The sequence below is a fragment of the Promicromonospora sp. NPDC023987 genome (assembly GCF_040639055.1).
Lineage (GTDB): Bacteria > Actinomycetota > Actinomycetes > Actinomycetales > Cellulomonadaceae > Promicromonospora.
In genome coordinates this window covers 1-1,840 of the sequence record NZ_JBEZZF010000156.1, presented here as the reverse complement: position 1 = coordinate 1,840, position 1,840 = coordinate 1, and the positions used below count along the sequence as shown (strand labels likewise).

3 protein-coding genes are annotated in these 1,840 nt (G+C 71.2%); 2 read left to right on the top strand and 1 reads right to left on the bottom strand.

The window, feature by feature from the left end; all coding sequences use genetic code 11:
• Positions 1–51: 51 nt before the first annotated feature.
• On the bottom strand, positions 52–483 hold the full coding sequence (locus tag AB0F40_RS27485) for a protein-tyrosine phosphatase family protein (protein ID WP_357475508.1): 432 nt from the start codon (positions 481–483) through the stop codon (positions 52–54).
• A gap of 83 nt (positions 484–566) precedes the next feature.
• On the opposite strand from AB0F40_RS27485, the gene AB0F40_RS27480 reads away from it, so the two are divergent.
• Both AB0F40_RS27480 and AB0F40_RS27475 read left to right on the top strand, forming a co-directional pair.
• On the top strand, positions 567–1,148 hold the full coding sequence (locus AB0F40_RS27480) for a dihydrofolate reductase family protein (RefSeq protein ID WP_357475506.1): 582 nt from the start codon (positions 567–569) through the stop codon (positions 1,146–1,148).
• Between the two features lie 40 nt (positions 1,149–1,188).
• Complete coding sequence (locus tag AB0F40_RS27475; protein WP_357475504.1) at positions 1,189–1,743, top strand: hypothetical protein; 555 nt, start codon at positions 1,189–1,191, stop codon at positions 1,741–1,743.
• Positions 1,744–1,840: the final 97 nt, after the last annotated feature.

The window sequence follows — 1,840 nt, the reverse complement described above, 5'->3', positions numbered from 1 at the left end:
CCACCCCCCCACCCGCCCACCCCCCCCACACCCCCCCCAACACCTGACGTTCTACCGACCACGCGTGAGAGCCGTGACCACCCAGCGCCTCTGACGCCGGGTCTCCACGGCGCGAGGCCGGTAGTGCGCGCGGACCCAGGCCACGGCGTCGTCGGGCACCACGCCGCTCAGGATGGCCAGGACCGCCAGTGCCGTGCCGGTCCTGCCGACCCCGCCGCCGCAGGCGATCTCGACCCGCTCGGACTCCGCCCGCGCATGCGCCTCCCGCAGGGCGGCGACGGCCTGCTCCGTCGAGTCGGGCAGGCGGAAGTCGCGCCAGCGGACCCACTGGTACTCCCACTCGGGCCGTGGGTCCTTGCCGAGCAGGTAGAGCGCGAAGTCCGGGGCAGGGGCATCCCGCCGCGGACTGCGCAGGCCCGTGCCGCGCACCCGCCTGCCGTCCGGGAGCTCGACGACGCCGTCGATCAGGTCCCACTGGTTCATCGCCCCAGCGTAGTGAGCCGTTCACCGATGAGTACTGCGGTTCCCTGCAGTCGTACGGTCAGGGAAACCGGAGGGGGAGGACAATGAGCAAGGTCTTCACACACATGACGATGTCGCTGGACGGGTTCATCGCGGACCCGGACGACGGCATCGAGGATCTCTTCGACTGGTACGGCGCGGGCGACGTGGTCGTGCCGAGCGCCAACGAGGACATCTCGCTCACGGTGGACGAGGCGAGCGCGGTGATGCTGCGCGACCTGACCGAGGGCGTCGGTGCCCTCGTCTCGGGCCGGCGGCTGTTCGACATCACCGACGGGTGGGGCGACATGCACCCCGTGGGCGCCCCCGTCGTCGTGGTCACGCACCGCACGCCCGACGACGCGGCCCGCTGGCCCCGGACGACGTTCGTCGGCGACGTCGGAACGGCGATCGAACGTGCCAAGGAGATCGCGGGCAGCAAGGACGTCACCATCGCGAGCGCGAGCGTGGCCCAGCAGGCGATCACGCTCGGGCTGGTCGACGAGATCTGCGTCAGCCTCGCGCCCGTGCTGCTGGGTGAGGGGATCTCGTACTTCGCGGAGCTCGGCACCCGTGTGCTGCTGGAGGACCCCGTCGCCGTGCAGGGGCGGCGCGCCCTGCACCTGAGGTACCCGGTGCGGCGCTGAGCCGAACCCGATGTGGGTGGCGCGTGCCAGGATGGTCGGCATGGCGACGAGCTCCCGCATCCAGGCCGTCGAGCGCGCGACCGGCAGAGGCTGGGACGACTGGCTCGCGTACCTCACGGGCATCGGCGCGCCCGAGCTGACGCACCACGAGATCGCCTCTGCGGTGCTCGGAGAGCTCGACGGGAAGATCGACAACCCGGGGTGGTGGGCCCAGTCGACCGCCGTCGCCTACGAGCAGCACATCGGCAGGCGTGTGCCCGGCCAGCGGCCGGACGGCACGTTCCAGACGAGCGTCAGCAGATCGACGACGCTCGGCATGGACGACCTCATGCGTGCCTGGAGCGAGTTCGCCGCCGGTGACGCCGACGTCGTCGCACTCATCGTGGGCGAGGTCCGGGTCAGCGGCACGGAGAAGCGCATCACCTGGCGTGCCAAGGGGTACGAGGGGGAGTCGGTCATCGTCATCAGCGAGCCCAAGAAGGACGGGGCGGCCTCGCTGGTCGTCCAGCACCTCGGGTCGCCGACCCCGGAGCGCAACGACGAGGTCAAGGAGCAGTGGCGGGCGATCGTGTCCAGGTTCGTGGCAGGTCTCTGAGCTGACCTGCTGGTCGGCCCGATCGCTGGTCTAGCTGATCGCTGGTCGGTCCGATCGCTGGGTCGGGGGGGGGGGTGGGAGCGTGGACCACTCCCTG

Excerpts from the sequence above, each read along its gene's own strand:
- AB0F40_RS27485 (WP_357475508.1), bottom strand. The coding sequence starts at position 483 with ATGAACCAGTGGGACCTGATCGACGGCGTCGTCGAGCTCCCGGACGGC.
- AB0F40_RS27480 (WP_357475506.1), top strand. The coding sequence starts at position 567 with ATGAGCAAGGTCTTCACACACATGACGATGTCGCTGGACGGGTTCATC.
- AB0F40_RS27475 (WP_357475504.1), top strand. The coding sequence starts at position 1,189 with ATGGCGACGAGCTCCCGCATCCAGGCCGTCGAGCGCGCGACCGGCAGA.